14 protein-coding genes are annotated in these 15,093 nt (G+C 69.3%); 2 read left to right on the forward strand and 12 right to left on the reverse strand.

Features of this window, described 5'->3' with window-relative positions:
- Positions 1–256 precede the first annotated feature (256 nt).
- The gene (locus ACZ3HL_RS28025; RefSeq protein WP_465534650.1) at positions 257–1,150 is read right to left on the reverse strand and encodes an LLM class flavin-dependent oxidoreductase; all 894 of its coding nucleotides are present in this window, start codon (positions 1,148–1,150) and stop codon (positions 257–259) included.
- Positions 1,151–1,232: 82 nt separating this feature from the next.
- On the opposite strand from ACZ3HL_RS28025, the gene ACZ3HL_RS28030 reads away from it, so the two are divergent.
- Positions 1,233–2,033, forward strand: a complete 801-nt coding sequence (locus tag ACZ3HL_RS28030; protein WP_465534733.1) for an HAD family hydrolase — start codon at positions 1,233–1,235, stop codon at positions 2,031–2,033.
- Here ACZ3HL_RS28030 and ACZ3HL_RS28035 read toward each other — a convergent pair.
- From ACZ3HL_RS28035 to ACZ3HL_RS28050, 4 genes are read right to left on the reverse strand one after another with little or no spacing between them, the layout of a single operon-like run.
- Complete coding sequence (locus tag ACZ3HL_RS28035) at positions 2,030–2,296, reverse strand: DUF7683 domain-containing protein (RefSeq protein ID WP_465414700.1); 267 nt, start codon at positions 2,294–2,296, stop codon at positions 2,030–2,032. The two genes, ACZ3HL_RS28030 and ACZ3HL_RS28035, sit on opposite strands and share 4 nt — an antisense overlap.
- Before the next feature lie 9 nt (positions 2,297–2,305).
- On the reverse strand, positions 2,306–3,040 hold the full coding sequence (locus ACZ3HL_RS28040; protein WP_126732442.1) for a lysophospholipid acyltransferase family protein: 735 nt from the start codon (positions 3,038–3,040) through the stop codon (positions 2,306–2,308).
- Between the two features lie 53 nt (positions 3,041–3,093).
- Positions 3,094–4,467: a glycan biosynthesis hexose transferase WsfD gene (wsfD, locus tag ACZ3HL_RS28045; RefSeq protein WP_465534734.1), complete on the reverse strand. Its 1,374-nt coding sequence runs from the start codon at positions 4,465–4,467 to the stop codon at positions 3,094–3,096.
- Between the two features lie 50 nt (positions 4,468–4,517).
- Positions 4,518–6,128 (reverse strand): hypothetical protein, encoded by a 1,611-nt coding sequence (locus ACZ3HL_RS28050; protein ID WP_465534651.1) that lies wholly within the window; start codon positions 6,126–6,128, stop codon positions 4,518–4,520.
- A 250-nt stretch (positions 6,129–6,378) separates the two neighbouring features.
- Here ACZ3HL_RS28050 and ACZ3HL_RS28055 point away from each other — a divergent pair, with 250 nt between their 5' ends.
- The gene (locus ACZ3HL_RS28055; RefSeq protein WP_465534652.1) at positions 6,379–8,322 is read left to right on the forward strand and encodes a DUF6541 family protein; all 1,944 of its coding nucleotides are present in this window, start codon (positions 6,379–6,381) and stop codon (positions 8,320–8,322) included.
- A 61-nt stretch (positions 8,323–8,383) separates the two neighbouring features.
- Here the strand turns inward: ACZ3HL_RS28055 and ACZ3HL_RS28060 are convergent, their stop codons facing one another.
- From ACZ3HL_RS28060 to ACZ3HL_RS28090, 7 genes are all read right to left on the reverse strand, one after another.
- The gene (locus ACZ3HL_RS28060; RefSeq protein WP_465534653.1) at positions 8,384–9,358 is read right to left on the reverse strand and encodes a lysylphosphatidylglycerol synthase transmembrane domain-containing protein; all 975 of its coding nucleotides are present in this window, start codon (positions 9,356–9,358) and stop codon (positions 8,384–8,386) included.
- Between the two features lie 34 nt (positions 9,359–9,392).
- Complete coding sequence (locus ACZ3HL_RS28065; protein ID WP_465534654.1) at positions 9,393–10,634, reverse strand: acyl-CoA reductase; 1,242 nt, start codon at positions 10,632–10,634, stop codon at positions 9,393–9,395.
- Positions 10,631–11,683 (reverse strand): LuxE/PaaK family acyltransferase, encoded by a 1,053-nt coding sequence (locus ACZ3HL_RS28070; protein WP_020632877.1) that lies wholly within the window; start codon positions 11,681–11,683, stop codon positions 10,631–10,633. The genes ACZ3HL_RS28065 and ACZ3HL_RS28070 overlap by 4 nt, the downstream gene beginning before the upstream one ends.
- Positions 11,680–13,086 carry an AMP-binding protein gene (locus ACZ3HL_RS28075; RefSeq protein ID WP_465534655.1) on the reverse strand — a complete coding sequence of 469 codons (1,407 nt, stop codon included), beginning with the start codon at positions 13,084–13,086 and terminating at the stop codon, positions 11,680–11,682. The genes ACZ3HL_RS28070 and ACZ3HL_RS28075 overlap by 4 nt, the downstream gene beginning before the upstream one ends.
- A 148-nt stretch (positions 13,087–13,234) precedes the next feature.
- On the reverse strand, positions 13,235–13,960 hold the full coding sequence (locus tag ACZ3HL_RS28080) for an SDR family NAD(P)-dependent oxidoreductase (RefSeq protein ID WP_020632875.1): 726 nt from the start codon (positions 13,958–13,960) through the stop codon (positions 13,235–13,237).
- A 40-nt stretch (positions 13,961–14,000) separates the two neighbouring features.
- A complete protein-coding gene (locus tag ACZ3HL_RS28085) occupies positions 14,001–14,237 on the reverse strand; it encodes an acyl carrier protein (protein ID WP_465534656.1) in 237 nt (78 codons plus the stop codon).
- Between the two features lie 10 nt (positions 14,238–14,247).
- The gene (locus ACZ3HL_RS28090; protein ID WP_465534657.1) at positions 14,248–14,979 is read right to left on the reverse strand and encodes a UDP-N-acetylglucosamine acyltransferase; all 732 of its coding nucleotides are present in this window, start codon (positions 14,977–14,979) and stop codon (positions 14,248–14,250) included.
- Between the last annotated feature and the right edge of the window lie 114 nt (positions 14,980–15,093).

The following is a 15,093-nucleotide window of genomic DNA, read 5'->3' on the forward strand; positions in this document are numbered from 1 at the left end:
CTCACCCCCACCCCCCCCCCGGGCCTCTCTTTCACCCCCCCCCCCCCAGTCGGCCGGGCCCCCCCCCCCCCCCCCCCGGCGGGGGCGGGGGGCCCCCCCCCCCCCCCCCCCCCCCCCGAGCCTCGGTCCCCCATTCACCCCCGGGGTGACCCATGAGGGGCAGCCGTCGTCGGCCACACCCACTCGCTGTACTCGTCTGTCAGACGACCACTGGGCGGAACCGGTTTACCCGGCCCGCCGATGTCACCCGATCGGCCTAAGAACTTCTTCCCTGGAGTACCGGGAGTACGTCGCTCGCGACCTCTTCGAGGGTCGACTCACGGCCGACGTAGTAGTCCCCGGACCTCGGCCAGTGGGTGACGATGTCGGTGAAGCCCAGCTCCCCGGCCCGCCCGGCGGCGTCGGCGAACGCGCCCGCGCTGGAGAGCGAGAAGACCGGCGCCGAGTCGAGGCTCAGGAACCGCTGCACGCCCGCCTTGTCCCTGCCCACGACGTCGAGCCGCTCGTCGAAGGTCTTCACGAGCTCCGCGACGCCCTTCCACCACTCGTCCTGGGTGTCCGCTTTGCCACCCGTCGTGGCCCAGCCCGCGCCGAACCGCGCGGCGAGCGTCATCGTGCGCGGACCGTTCGCGGCCACCAGGAACGGCAAGCGCGGCCGCTGCACGCAGCCGGGCTGGTTCCGCGCGCCCTTGGCCCGGTAGTACTCGCCGTCGAAGTCGAAGCCGTCTGTCATCAGCAGCCCGTCGAGCGCTTCGACGAACTCGGCGAAACGATCCGTGCGCTGTTTGACCGACAGCTCGGGGCCGTCGAGGACGACGGCGTCGTAGCTGGTGTTCGTGACGCCGGCGCCCACGCCGAGGATGAAGCGGCCGTCGGAGATGTCGTCGAGGGTGGTCAGCTCGCGGGTGAACGGCACGGGATGCCGCGCGACCGGTGAGGCGACGAAGGTGCCCAGTCTGATCCGCGACGTCACCATCGCGGCCGCCGTCAACGTTGGCATCGCACTGAACCACGGGCCGTCGACGAGGGTCCGCCAGCCGAGGTGGTCGTACGTCCAAGCGTGGTCGAAGCCGTATTCCTCGGCGGCCCGCCATTTCGGCTCGGCCGCCCACCAACGATCTTCCGGAAGGATCACGATGCCTACGCGCACACCCGGGAAGGTACTGGTCCAGACCGACACTTCGCCCGATGGGCGGATCATCGGGGATGATGTGCCGGTGGAAAAGCCCCTCTTGATCGCCTCCGACGTCGACGGAACCCTGCTCGGCCCGCTGGAGGTCCTGTCCGAACGCACGATCGACGTCGTCCGGCGCGTCGCCGAAGCCGGAGTGCCGTTCGTGCTGGCCAGCGGCCGCCCGCCGCGCTGGATCGCCCCGATCGCGAACCCGCTGGGCCTGACCGGGTACGCGGTGTGCGCGAACGGCGCGGTGTTGTACGAGATCGGGACGGACCGGATCGTGGCGGTCCACGGCCTGCTCGAACCTCAGCTGCTGCACGACACGGTGAGTGCTCTTGATCACGCTCTGCCCGGCTGCCGGTTCGCCGCGGAGCGGGTCGGCGAGTCCGCGCTCGACCCGGAGATGCGCAACTTCGTGATCGAGCCGGACTACCACAACCCGTGGGGCAACCACGAGGGCACGGAGGCACCGCGGGCCGAGGTGCTCGGCCATCCGGCGATCAAACTGCTGATCAGCAGGCGCGGGATGAACTCCGACGAGATGGCGCGGGCGGCACGCGAGGTGCTCGACGGCTCGGTCGACATCACCTACTCGACCAACACCGGCCTGATCGAGATCGCCGCGCACGGCATCACGAAGGCGACCGGCCTGGCCGAGGTCGCCGAGCGGCTGGACGTCCCGGCCGAGCGGGTGATCGCGTTCGGGGACATGCCGAACGACGTCGAGATGCTCGGCTGGGCCGGGCACGGCGTCGCGATGGCCAACGGGCACCGCTACGCCCTCGACGCCGCCGACGAGGTGACCGCGCCGAACTCCGAGGACGGCGTCGCGCAGGTGCTCGAACGCTGGTTCTAGCGGTCCGTGGCGTATCCCTCGACGAAGTAGTCGAGGCCGGGGTCCGGCGGGCCACATCGCAGCACCCGCTCGATGTCCGGCCAGACAGCGGGCGTGACCTCGTAGCCGAGGGCCATCCAGTGATCGTCGCCCACGTCGAAGAGGGGACGGATCTCGATCATCTGCTCACGAGTGATCGAGAACTCGGTCTCCAGGAACTCGGTCCGCTTCGAAAAACCGGTCAATCGCCAAGCCGTGTTGCGACCGTCGGCGTACCTGTCCATAGACGCGGGTTAGCGGCCTTCGCGGTCGAGCTTCGCGGCTTCTTCAGGCGTCGGAGCGGTGCCGCCGAGGTGTGCCGGCAGCCACCAGCGCTCGTCGTCGGACGACGGCTTCTCCGGGTAGCCGGCCTGGACGCGGTCCACGAGCGCCGACATCCGCACGCGAAGGTCCTTCGAGAGGACTTCGGCGTCCTCGTCCGCCTTCGGGTGCATCGGCTCGCCGACGAGGATCGAGATCGGGACGTGGCGTTTGGTGAGGTCCTTCGGGCGGCCCTTGGTCCACAGCCGCTGCGTGCCCCACAGCGCCATCGGCACGACCGGGACACCCGCCTCGGCGGCCATCCGGACCGCGCCGGATTTGATGTCCTTCACGGTGAACGACCGGCTGATCGTCGCCTCGGGGAACACACCGACGACCTCGCCGGCCTTCAGGCGCTCGACGGCTTCGCGGTACGACGCGAGACCGGCGCCGCGATCGACGGAGATGTGGTGCATACCGCGCATGAGCGGTCCGGCGATGCGGTTGCTGAAGATCTCCTTCTTCGCCATGAACCTGACCAGGCGTTTCGCGGGCTGCGCGCCGAGCCCGCAGAAGATGAAGTCGAGGTAGCTCACGTGGTTGCAGGCGATGACCGCCCCGCCCGTCGACGGGATGTGCTCGGTCCCCTCCACCCGGATGCGGTTGTCCAGCACCCGGAACATCAACTTCGCCGCCATGATGACGGGCGGGTAAACGAGCTCAGCCATTCGTTCAGGTTACGCTACCGTAGGGTAACCAACCTACGGTCGCGTAGGTCACATCACTCCGAGCGCGCGAAGGTCACCAACGCGAGTGCGACGCCGAGCACCGTGCAGTACAGCGCGATCACCTGGTGCTTGACGTTTTCCAAGCCGTCGCCCAGCGCGGCAAGCACGAACTGCCCGGCGGCGACGGCGAGCAGGAAGCCCAGCACCACCCCCAGCGCGGCGCGCCGGGTCTTCCAGCCACGCCAGGCGATCAGCGCCCATATCGGCAGCAGGGCGAAGAAACCCAGCGGTGCCAGCAGTTTCGTCGCGGTCGAAACGATCGGGACGCGGTATTCCTGGGTTTCCGGGGCGAAGCCCGCCGACCGGTCGAAGCTGCCGAGGTAGGGCGGCCTCGCGGTCAGCAGATCGCCCGCCGCGCGGTCCAGGATCTCGACGGTGCGCCAAGGGTGCGTCGCGAGGTACTCGACGACGTTGCGTCTGCTGATCTGTTCGCGGTACTTCGGGTACTCGGGGTCCTGCGTCGCGGGGTTCGGATGCCACCAGCCGTTGCCCGCGTACTGGCCGAACGAGGCGGGCAGCCCCAGCGCGGCGAGGTCGGCCCCGGTGTCGTGCCGACCGTCCACAATGGTCAGGAAGATCGTGTTGAACATGTTGATCTCACGTGAATCGTCGCCCGGCCGCGCGGCGAGCGAGCCATCGGGCAGCTTCGCCGGTTCGACGGTCTGCTGCGCGTAGGCCGTGCCGCCGGCGAGCGCGCCGATGACGAACACCACGGGAAGCCAGCGCTTCAGACCGCGGACGCCCGCAGGACGGACGAGCAGCGCGGCGAGCGCGAGCAACGGCAGGATCATCAGCGTCTGGACCTTCGCGTTGACCGCGATCAGGCCGCCGAAGAGCAGCACGGCAAGGCCCGCGTAGCGCCACCAGCCGGGCCGCGCGGCGAGCAGCAAGCCCCCGACGGCGAGCAGGAGACCGAGGAAGGCGGCACCTTCGCCGAGCACCGAGGCGAAGTAGCCGAAGAACGCGGAGTCCGCGACGACCAGCAGCAGCCCCGCGGCCGCGAAACCGCGGACGCGGCGCGAGTACGGCAGCCCGACGACGATCAGCGCGACCGCCGCGGCGGCGAGAACGCTGGTGAGCACGCCGAGGACGACCAGGCTGAGCGTCGATTCGAGGCCGAGCAGCCCGCCGATCGACCGCGCGATCCGCGCGAACCAGCTCTGGGTCAGGAGATAGGTGGCGTCGCATTCGCCGGCCGGGACGGTGTAGGCGAGGTGGACGAATCCCTCCGGCTTGCCCTTCCACGGGATGCCCGCGCCGCACAGCACGCGGAAGCCGTCACCGTTGTCGGACATCGCGACCGGCCGCGGCACGAGGAAACGAACCAGGAGCACGGTGAGCGCGGCGGCGAACACACCGAGGCCCATCAGGCGCGAGGACGTCTCAGGCGCGGCCGGTCTGCTGGGGGAAACGACACTCACGAAGGGCACGGTACGTGGCGGAAATCGGGCGAGCGGTCGAGGGCCGACGTGACCGCGCGCTCGACGTCCGCTCGCGGGAACACCGTGATCCACGATGAGGTTCCTACACGCGCGAAGGTCGAGACGCGGTACCTGGACGCGTACGCCGGGTCGATGACGCAGGTCTGCTTCGCCGAGTAGCCGCTGTCGGTGACGACGGCGATCGTCGGATGCCGCCGGAAGACGACGGCCTCGCCCGTTTCCTCGGTCTGGCCACGGACGCCGACGATCTGCAGTCGCGTCCCGGCGTGATACGACAGCACGCCGGGCGCGGAGGTGCTCACGACCGAACCGGGCGGGAGGTAGGCGTCGAGCCAGCGACCGATCTCCTCCATCTGCGCGCCGTGATCGTGCCAGGCACGCACGCGGGCCAGCATCTCCGGGCTGAACACCGACACCAGCACCGCGAGCCCGGACAACGCCACCGCGGCGGCGGGCATCAGCCGCTGGACCGGCGGACGCGGCCGGGGGCTCGGCTTCGCGTTCGCGACGAGCAGGCCGTAGACCGAGACGGCCGCCACCGACAGCAGCGGCGGGATCGGCGCGAGCAGTCGCCAGGCGGGCCCGGCGTCGCCACCGAAGAACACGACGAAACCGGTGAGCGCGACGGCGGTGGCCAGCATCAGCCAGGTCAGCGACCTGGCTTCGGCCTCGTGCGGCGTCCGGCCGGTGCGGCGCAGCAGCAGGGCCACCGCCGAGATCAGGCCGAGCAGCAGGAATCCCTGGTGGACCAGCGAGAAACCCGACAGATACCGCCACCCGGCGTCGATCCGGGCGGGCAGCTCGAGGTCGAAGGGGATGACGACCGAAGCCGGCAGGACATGGTCGTAGTAGGTCACCCGCCAGGCCGTCCACGGCGCCGCGAAGACGAGCCCGCCGAGCAGCCATCCCACCGGTGACCACCAGGTGTAGCGGCCGCGCAGGGCCGCGATGACCAGCCAGATCCCGACCAGTACCGCGAACAGGAACCCCGCCGGGCGCGTCATCGTCGCGAAGGCGACGAGCACCCCCGCGACCACCGGCCGCCTGGCCGCGAGCGAGGCGAAGACACCGAACACGAGCAGCACGAACAACGGCGTCTCGGTACCGGATCCGCCGTACGCCGCGAGCCCTCCGGCGCCCGCGACCAGCACCGCGGCGGCCACGCCGTAGGCCGGGCGCGCCTCACCGGCCGCCCGCGCGACCACCCGGTTCACCGTCACATGGGCGAGCAGGACCGCGCCGAGCGTGGCGAGCACGCCGAGCACGATCGCCGACGTCTCGATGTCGGCACCGAAAGCGGCCTTCGGCAACGCGATCACGATCATCCAGAGGAAATTCGCGTAGCCCTCGATCCGCTCGCCGGGGTTGAACACCGGGCCGTTGCCGTCGGCGATGTTCTGGGCGTAGCGGAAGGTGACGTACGCGTCCTCCGCGATGGTCGAAAACATCAGCTGGTGCACCAGCGAGAAAACGAGGGTCGAGATCAGCGCGCAGGCGCGCCATGCCTTGTCCGCGCCGATCTTCGGCCAGGCCGCCAGGACGAAGATCGCGACCAGGAACCAGGCGACGACAAGCGCGATCACCACCTGATCCCCACTCTCCCGGGCTGTGCGAAAACCTACGGTCAAGTATCGATCACCACGCCGGTGCGTTTCTTTCGGCGCAGTCAATTGACACGAATGGGCCAGCAAGTGTGCACAAAGTAGGCAACCTTCCCCCCTTTCGCCGCGCAGGATGTGACTCCTTCGGGTAACGGCCCCCGGCGGTTAATCTGGCTGCCCATTCCGTTCCGCACCTCGGGGGTTCTGTGCGGATTCCCCCCATCCGAGGTAGCCCGTGCCCACCCAAACCTCCCTGTCGGCAGACGTCGTCACGCTGTACGTCGCGCTGCTCGTCATCGGCCTCCCCGGTCTGCTCACCGGGCTCGCCGCCGGCCTTCGCGGCTGGGTGCTCGCGGGGATGACGCCGTTGCTGAGTTACGCCATCGGTGGCCTGGCCGGGCCGTGGGCGGCGGCGCTCGGGCTCCCGTTCGACCCGGTGACGTACGCGGTGGCGACGGCCTTGTTCGCCGGAGTCGCGTTCGGTCTGCGGCGGCTCACGCTGCGCCGGTGGCCGCCCGCGCCGGAGGAGCCACTGTGGGGACGCTCCGGGCACCTCGCCGTCGGGGCGTGCCTGCTGCTCGCGGCCGCCGTCGGGATGTACGCGGTGGTGCGCGGGATGGGCAGGCTGGACGCCATCCCGCAGGGGTTCGACGCCGTCTATCACGCCAACGGTGTCCGGCAGATCGCCGAAACCGGGAACGGCGGCCTGTTCGGCACCGGCGAGGTCAACTGGTACGGCGACGCGGCGCCGGTGTTCTACCCCAACGCGTACCACCTGCTCGCTTCGGTCGTGTACCTGCTCAGCCCGGCGACCATCCCGCTGACGCTGGACGTGAACACCGCGCTGCTGCCCGCGCTGCTGGCGTTGTCGCTGGTCACGATGGTGCGCGTGTTCCGGGGGCGCGCGGTGTTCGCGGGCGCGGTCGCCCTCGTCTCCATCGCGCCGGTGATGGGCCTGTACGAATCGATGAGCAGGGGACCTTTGCTCCCGTTCCTCCTCGGTCTCGCGCTGACCCCGCTGGCCGCCGTCGCGGTGAAGCGGTACCTCGACCGGCCCGCGCCCGACACCGGCTTCGTGCTGCTGGCCGCCGCTGTCGGGCTGCTGTGCGTGCATTCGTCCGCGTTGTTCGGCGCGATCCTGTTCGCCGGGCCGCTCCTGCTGCAACGCTGGATCGCGCCGGGCGAACGGTGGCGGCGGTTCGGCCGGGACCTGCGCGCGCTGGCGATCGTCGGCGTCCTCGCGGTCTTCGTGGCGTGGCTGCAGCTGTTCGGCGCGATCGGGCTCGCGAACGGCGAGGTGCCCTACCGCAGCTGGCCGGTCGAATGGCGGGCGACGACGGCGCTCGGCGCGCTGCTGGGCTTCCAGCACCACGAGCCGTATCCGCAGGTCTGGCTGTCGGCCGCGTTGCTGCTGGGCTTCATCTTCTTCTCGCGGTTGGGCGGGCTGCGCTGGATCGGCGTCACGGCGCTGGTCACCGGGCTCGCCTACATCGCGGTGACGTCGTCCGAGCAGCCGCTCGTCCTGGCGCTGTCACGGCCGTGGTGGAACGACCCGTACCGGTTCATGTCGATGGCGGCGATCCCGCTGGCGATCATCGCGGCGCACGGTCTCGCCGAGACGCAGGCGTGGCTCCGGGACAGCGTGGCGCACCGGAAGGTGCCCGCGTTCGCCGTCGCGGTGGTGGTGTTCGGCGCGTTGGCCTACCTGAGCGACGGTTTCTACGCACGGTCCAATGCGGAGAAGGTCGCACCCGGCTACGCGAACACGCCCGGCGTGAATCCGCACAAGCTGCCGGTGAGCCCGGACGAGGTCGTCGCGATGGAGAAGCTCGCCGAGTTCGTGAAACCCGGCGAGCGCGTGCTGAACGACCGGCTGGACGGGACGGTGTGGACCTACGCGCTCTCCGGCGTCCGCACGACGTCCGGGCATTTCGACGAGACGCTGTCACCGTCCGACGCGCGGCTGCTGGAGTGGCACTTCCGCGAGTACCCGTCGAACGCCCAGGTGCGGGCGGCGGTGGCGCGGCTGAACGTGCGGTGGGTGATCCTCGGGCAGTACGGCTACCCGACCGGTGCCCCGCGCCAGGCCGGGCTCCGCGATCTGGAGGGGCTGAACTTCGTGACCGAGGTGTACCGCAACCCCGACGCCGTGATCTACCGGCTGACCCCCCGCAATTAGTCGACTAATTGCGGGTTACCGACTCGCGTCGGTCTCAGACGTAACGGCCGCAATTAGTCGACTAATTGCGGGGGCTGATCACGAGGCGGGCCGAGAGGGCGGCGCCACCGGCGGTGATCAGGTCCGCGACGGTGAACATCACCCGGGAGGCGATCGCGAACGCCGTCGCCTGGACGACGGTGAGTCCCGACGCGGTCAGCACGGCGACCTGCGCGACCTCGCGGACGCCGACGCCGCTGGGCAGGATGAACGCGAACGTCCCGACGGTCATCGCGACGGCCATCGCGCCGACGCACAGCACGAACCCGCTGAACCCTGGTGTGCCGACGGAGTTCGCCAGCAGCCACAGGTGCACGCCCTGGAGCGCCCACGCGGCGGTCGACGAGCCGAAGACCTTCCCGACGACCGACCAGCTCAGCCGGTGGTCCAGCGGCGGGCGCCGCAGGATCCGCAGCACCAGCGACGTGCCCCAGGTGAGCACGCGCGGGTGCAGCATGGCCAGGCCGACCGGGATCAGCACGAACAGCCACAGTGCCCGCGGGCTGTTGCTGAAGACGGCGGGGGCCGCGAGCAGCGAGACGACCAGCGCGGACACCACGCCGACGCCGAGCTGGATCAGCGAGCCGGTGAAGATCCGGGCCCTCGCGAGCCCGGCCTTGCGCCCCAGCTCCATCTGCAGCAGGTACGCCCACACCGAACCCGGCACGTATTTGCCGAGCGAACCGACAAGGCAGATCTGCGCGCCGCGGGCGTAGCCGATCGGCTTGCCGAGGTCGTCGACCATGGCCTGCCAACCGTAGGTCGACACCATGATCGCGGCGATGAGCGCGAGCAGGCTCAACGTGGAGGATTCCCACGCGACCTCGGACAAGGTCCGCCAGAATTCACCCCAATTGGTGACCAGCGTCTTCGCCGCGAAACCGACGACCAGCAGGATGGCGACCCAGCGGACGACGTCGAGGATCTTCGCCTTGGTGGATTTCGGTTGTTTTACAGCAACCGAAGACTCCTCTTCGGGCGTTTCGACGGTCGTCACTGAACCTCCTCTGCTGCTACCTCGTCACCGCAGGTCAGGCCTGTACGGTCACCAAGCGGCTGAACTCGGTCAGCAGATCGTAGCCGTCCCAAATCGCGGAGAACGTCAGGGCCGAGCCGAACGGAACGACCCGGTCGACGCCGCGGCCCGCCAATTCCGTCACGAATTCCGTCAATTCTTCTTTGCTGAAGCCGAATTGACCGACGGTTTGATCTTTGCGGAGCACGATCGGGACGAGGTCGGAAAGCGTGTCGACGCGCGCGTTCGCGAAAGTGCCCGCGCCGAGCCATTCGCGCGGGAGGATCGCGGGGTCGGTCAGTTCGAGGGTCGCGATGCCGTTGCCCTGGAACTCGATGCCGTCGACGAGCCCATCGACGGCCGCGCCGTACGCAGAGACCCGCTTCTGCACGGCCATGGCGGGCTCCGTGACGTGCTGTTTCGTCGCCAGCACCTCGGCGAGCAGCCGCCGGAACTCCTGGCCTGCTTCGCGGGCGCCGTCTTCGTCACCGACCCAGAACACCGCGCGCGGCGACGAGCAGGCGGCCTGGTCGAACCAGTACGAGTCGTTGTAGAAGCCCTCGGCCGCGCCCCGGCGTTCGGCTTCGGAAGCGTTCTGCCAGCCGCGCACCGACGCGACCGCGAACGACGACCGGTCCGGGAAGGTCAGGTCACGCGCGTGCGGCGCGAGCGGGTACTTGCGCAGCGCCGCCACCGAGGCGTCACCACCCCAGATCACCCGCAGGTCCGCGGCGACCGAAAGCGCACTGCTGATCGCGTCGCTGCGGTCGTAGGTGACCATGCGCTGGGTCGCGGTGATCGCGGCCGCGGTGTCTGCGTCCACTTCGGACAGTGCGGCGTTCAGCGCCTCCAGCACCGTTTCGGCAGCGCCCGCCGAACGCGAGGACACGCGGACGACGTTGTGGTTACCGGCCAGCGCCGAAAGCGCCCACGAGTACACGAAGATCGTGTCGACATTGGCCGGCGGCACGTGGAAGACCAGGCCGCGCGGGAAGCGCAGCGCGTCACCGGAAGTTTCCAAAGTGGATAGTGCTTTGGCGATCTCTCCCTTGCGCAGGAAGAAACCGAGGGACGCCAGCTCCGGGAAGCGACGGGCGGTCGCGGGGGCGAGCAGCTTGCGCGCGAACTTCGTCAGGAACTCGACGACACGCGGGTCGCCCACGCGCAGCCGTCCGCCGACGGGCTCGGCACGCAGCTCTTCGACGAGCTTGTCGACCTCGATCGCGTCCGCGAGCGGAAAACGCTGGTTCAGGCTCATGCCGCCGCTCCCTGGAAGGTGTCCGAGCAGCCGCGGGCCTCGGCCTTGGGCAGCCTGCCCATGACCGAGAAGTGCTTGCCCGGCCAGTCGCCGTCGTCGATTCCGTTGTAGACACCGAGGTCCTCGGTGAGCAGGACGTGCCCCGGATACGAATGCGGCAGCGTGCTGACGACCTCGATCACGCCGGGTTCGCCGACCGGCTGCTCTTCCCAGGTCTCCGGGTTCCGGATCACGACGTCGGCGAAATCGGGGCAGTACAACGAGTTCCCGGACGGGCCTTCGAGGAACACGGTGCCGATCTGCTCGATCATCCCGTAGTAGTTGTGGATCCGGGTGAGCCCGGTGTCCTCTTTGAACCGGCGGCGGAACTCGGTGTTGTCCACCGCGCGGTCGATCAGCTTCTTCCAGCCGCCGGAGTGGATCAGGATCCCGTTGGAGAGGTCCAGCTTGTGCTCGCGGGCGACCTCGTAGAGGTACTGCCACACCATGAAGGTGAAGCCGAAGATCAGGAAAGGCTTGTCGCCGTACGTCGCCAGGAATGTCTTGACCGCCTCGACGTCCGGCTGGTCGTTCTCGTCGAGCACGTAGGTGTGCTTGCGGCCGAAGTTCGCCATGCCCAGCACGCCCGCGCCGCGCGCGGAGAACGAACGGCGGTTCTTGATGATGCCGATGGTGTCGACCATCAGCATCGGCAGCCGCTCGTTGCCGAGGACCTCCTGCAACGTGGCGCCGAGCTGCTTGGTCTGCGCACCCGCGGCGGCCTTGTCCAGGTAGATCCGCGACGCGCCCGCGCCGGTGGTGCCCGACGAGGTCAGCGTCTTGAAGATCTCGGACTCGGGGATGCTGCGCAGGTCGTGCGTCTTGAACATCCGCACCGGCAGCCACGGCAGGTCCGCGATGGAAGCGAACTCCGCGTCCCGCGCGATGCCGAGCGACGAGAGGATGCGCTCGTACCCCTCGGAGTTCTCGCGGTGATGCGCGGTCAGTTCGGCGAGCTGCGGAAGCAAGTGCTTCTCGCGCTCAGCCTGCGAAAGCGTGAACACACTCATACCTGGGCCTCCAGCGACCGGTAGTCGATCTTGCCGCTGGCCAGCAGCGGCACGGTGTCGATCGGGCGGACGTCGAACCCGCTGGTGTGCAGGTGGAGCCGCTCGGACAACGCCTTCGCGGCGTCCTTGCAGATGTCCTTGTCGGCACCTTCGGCGAACAGGACGACCTTGTCCCCGGCCGGGACGGCGGCCACGACGTCGATCCCCACCGAAGCCGAACGCACGGCGTGCTCGAGATCATCCAGGCTGACGCGGTTGCCGAAGACCTTGCCGATCCGCTTGAGCCGTCCGGTGATGTAGAGGAACCCGTCCTCGTCGAGGTAGCCGAGGTCGCCGGTGGCCAGCACGCCGCCGTATTCGTCGCCCGCGGCCAGCCCGGCCTCGTCCTCGGCGTAGCCCATCATCACGTTGGGCCCGTGGTAGACGACCTCGCCGACGATCTTCGGATGCGTCGTCTCGGAACCGTCCTCGCGCCGGATCGCGAACGAGCCGCCGGGCAGCGCGGGCCCGGCTGAACCGAGCTTCTCCGCGAGCCGTTCCGCCGGGACGGTGGTCATCCGCGGGGCGGCCTCGGTCTGCCCGTACATGACGAACATCCGCCCGCCGACCTCGCGGATCTTGTCGTTGAACTGGGCGACGAGGTCGTCGCGGAGCTTGCCGCCCGCCTGGGTCAGCGTGCGCAGCGTCGGGTACTTCGCCGGGTCGAACTTGAGGCGCCGCAGCATCTCGTAGTGGTACGGCACGCCCGCGAGCGAGGTGACCTTGTGCTCGTTGACCGCGTCCCAGAACCCGCGCCCGAGCACGCCCGAGGGCTCGATGACCACGGTCGCGCCGCGGACGAGGTGCGAGTTCAGCACGGACAACCCGTAGCTGTAGTGCAGCGGAAGGCTGGTCGGCGCGATCTCGTGGCGGTCGATGCCGAGCACCTCGGCGATCGCGTCGGCGTTGGCGAACACCGCGCCACGCGAAAGCCGGACCAGCTTCGGGTTGCCGGTGGAACCGCTGGTCGGCAGCAGGATCGCGAGCTGCGGATGCGGCTCGACACCTTCGGCGGACTTCCGGACCCAGTCAGACCCCAGCCCGTCGGAAACGCCGTATCCCTCGGGTGCGGGCGCGTCCGGCGCGGACAGCACGGCGGCCGGGCGGAACCGCTCGATGAGCCCCGCCAGGACGTCGGCGTCCAGCGCCGGGTCGATCAGCGCGATCGCGCGGCCGGCCTCGAACGCGCCGAGGTAGTTCAGGACGCTCGGGAGGTCCACCGACATCCGCGCGAACAGCGCGCCCGGCGGCAGCAGCGACAACGCGGCACCCACGCGGGTGACCTCGGTGTCGAGTTCCTCGCCCTCGAGCGTCCTTCCGCTCGTGACGTCGATCAGTCGCGCACCCACACCCAGAAGGGTCATTACTGTTCAATCCTCCGACCGATATCCGACCGCGATCGGTCCGGCAGGGCTGTCGTGCGTTGACCCGCCGGATTCACCGACCGGCTGCCCTGCCACCCCGATAGCGGGGCCTTCGGCCGGCCGCAGGCAGCCGCACGTCGCGCCCTCATTACAGAACTAATCCTCCATCGATACCCAGCACCTGCCCGGTGATGAACGAAGCGTCATCACTGACGAGGAACCGGATCGCGTTCGCCACGTCCTCAGGCGTGCCGAGCCGCCCGAGTGGGGTCTTGCCGATGTTCTCGGCCTTGGCGTCCTCGGTCAGGCCCGAGGTCAGGTCGGTGTCGATGACGCCGGGCGCCACCGCGTTGACCCGGATCCCGGAGCGGCCGAGCTCCTTCGCGGCCGAACGCGCGATGTTCGCCACCGCCGCCTTCGAGGCCGCATACACCGTCTGACCAGCGCTTCCGTGTTCACCGACGATCGAAGCCAGCACCACGATGGCACCGGTCTTCTTGCGCATCATCGCCCTGGCCGCGGCCTGGACGGTGTGCAGCGTGCCGGCGACGTTCGTGCTCAGCGTGGTGTCGACCAGTTCCTCGCGGATCATGCCGAGGAGCGCGTCCTCCATGATCCCGGCGTTGGCGACCACGATGTCGAGCTTGCCGTGCTCCTTGGCCACGCCGCGGACCAGCGTCGACACGGCCTTGGCGTCGGTGACGTCCAGGGCGAGCCCGCTCGCGGCCCCCGCCGCGGCGGCCGCTTCCTTGGCCTTCGCCTCGTCGCGTCCGGTCAGCACCACGGTGGCGCCCGCCTCGGCGAGCGCCCGCGCGGTGGCCAGCCCGATCCCCCGGGTGCCCCCGGTGACCAGGGCGACCTTCCCGTCCAGCATCACTTGGACTCTTTTCGAGGTACTTCTTCCCGGCGAGGAATCATTTGCTCAGCTCGGTCACCATGTCGACGGCGACCTTGAAGCTGGACATGTCGATCACCTGGTCGGTGTCGAACTCCACGTCGAACTCGTCCTCGATGGCCGCGACCAGCGCCATGTGACCGACCGAGTCCCAGGCCTCGATGTCGCGGTACTTCAGGTTCTCGACATCGACCTCGCCGTCGAGGTCCAGCGCCTCGACGAAGACCTCACGCAGCTTGCCGGCGACATCCGCCATGTCCGTACTCCTAATGATCGTCGCGTGGACGGGCGTCCCACGCCTTCACCAAGGTAGAGAGGTCGCCGGGCAGCCGGTCGGCCAGCCCGTCCTCAGGGAGACCGGCCTTACCCTTCAGCCATGGTCCCAATGCCTCGATGGCGGCCTCGTCCAGGCCGCGGCGGGACAGCCCCACCGTATTGACGCCGGTCACCCGTGCGGGGTTGCCGACGGCGATGGTGAACGCGCCCACCTCCTTGCGGACCGCGGAGCTCATCCCGACCATCGCGCCTGGGCCGACCACGACCCGCTGGTGCAGGATCGCGCCCATGCCCAGGTTCGCCCCGGACCAGATGTGGCAGTGGCCGCCGGTGATGACGTTCGAAGCGACCGTGACGGCGTCCTCGACGAGGCAGTCATGGGCGATGTGGGAGCCACGGAGGAAGTAGCCGCCGTCACCGATGGTGGTGGTGCGCCAGGTGCCCTGGTGGACGCTGACGTACTCGCGGATCCGGTTCCGGCTGCCGATCACGACGCCGTGCCCATCGTGATCGGGGTCACCGTTCGGCGCGGTCTCCCAGGCGGCGGGGTGTTCGCGGCCGCGATCCTCACCCGGGGTGCCGATGGTCACGTGCGGGCCGATCCAGTTGCCGTCCCCGATCCGCGTGGGGCCCACGATGACCGTGAACGGTCCGACGACGTTGTCCTCGCCGAGCTCGACACCCTCGCCGATGACTGCTGTCGGGTGGATGCGGTTCACCACGTGAAGATCCGTTCGTCATGGCTGGAGACAGCCTGGGGTAATGGGCGCTTCGGCGGTCCCGGTAACGTGTGGCCCGCGCCAGAGAGGGCGGCCGGGCGCAGAACCGGCGGCTCA

The sequence above is a fragment of the Amycolatopsis sp. NPDC000009 genome, assembly GCF_055563465.1.

Coding starts and splice junctions, on each gene's coding strand:
- ACZ3HL_RS28035 (WP_465414700.1), bottom strand. CDS start 2,296: ATGGACAGGTACGCCGACGGTCGCAACACGGCTTGGCGATTGACCGGT.
- ACZ3HL_RS28040 (WP_126732442.1), bottom strand. CDS start 3,040: ATGGCTGAGCTCGTTTACCCGCCCGTCATCATGGCGGCGAAGTTGATG.
- wsfD (WP_465534734.1), bottom strand. CDS start 4,467: ATGGGCCTCGGTGTGTTCGCCGCCGCGCTCACCGTGCTCCTGGTTCGT.
- ACZ3HL_RS28065 (WP_465534654.1), bottom strand. CDS start 10,634: ATGAGCCTGAACCAGCGTTTTCCGCTCGCGGACGCGATCGAGGTCGAC.
- ACZ3HL_RS28070 (WP_020632877.1), bottom strand. CDS start 11,683: ATGAGTGTGTTCACGCTTTCGCAGGCTGAGCGCGAGAAGCACTTGCTT.
- ACZ3HL_RS28075 (WP_465534655.1), bottom strand. CDS start 13,086: ATGACCCTTCTGGGTGTGGGTGCGCGACTGATCGACGTCACGAGCGGA.
- ACZ3HL_RS28080 (WP_020632875.1), bottom strand. CDS start 13,960: ATGCTGGACGGGAAGGTCGCCCTGGTCACCGGGGGCACCCGGGGGATC.
- ACZ3HL_RS28085 (WP_465534656.1), bottom strand. CDS start 14,237: ATGGCGGATGTCGCCGGCAAGCTGCGTGAGGTCTTCGTCGAGGCGCTG.